The sequence below is a fragment of the Vreelandella sp. H-I2 genome, from assembly GCF_052959335.1.
On sequence record NZ_JBRAMC010000028.1, the window covers coordinates 1 to 327 of the forward strand.

The 327-nt window shown below is 54.1% G+C and carries 1 rRNA gene; it reads right to left on the reverse strand.

The annotated features are described in order from the left end of the window. Window positions 1-49 precede the first annotated feature (49 nt). Window positions 50-327 (reverse strand): 16S ribosomal RNA (locus tag ACUVOF_RS21975); the annotation flags it as partial.

The window sequence follows — 327 nt, forward strand, 5'->3', positions numbered from 1 at the left end:
TCTGATCAGGTAATTCATTGTGGACGCTTACTAACTGTGACGCATCGTTTAAGGAGGTGATCCAGCCGCAGGTTCCCCTACGGCTACCTTGTTACGACTTCACCCCAGTCATGAACCACACCGTGGTGATCGCCCTCTTGCGTTAGGCTAACCACTTCTGGTGCAGTCCACTCCCATGGTGTGACGGGCGGTGTGTACAAGGCCCGGGAACGTATTCACCGTGACATTCTGATTCACGATTACTAGCGATTCCGACTTCACGGAGTCGAGTTGCAGACTCCGATCCGGACTGAGACCGGCTTTAAGGGATTCGCTGACTCTCGCGAG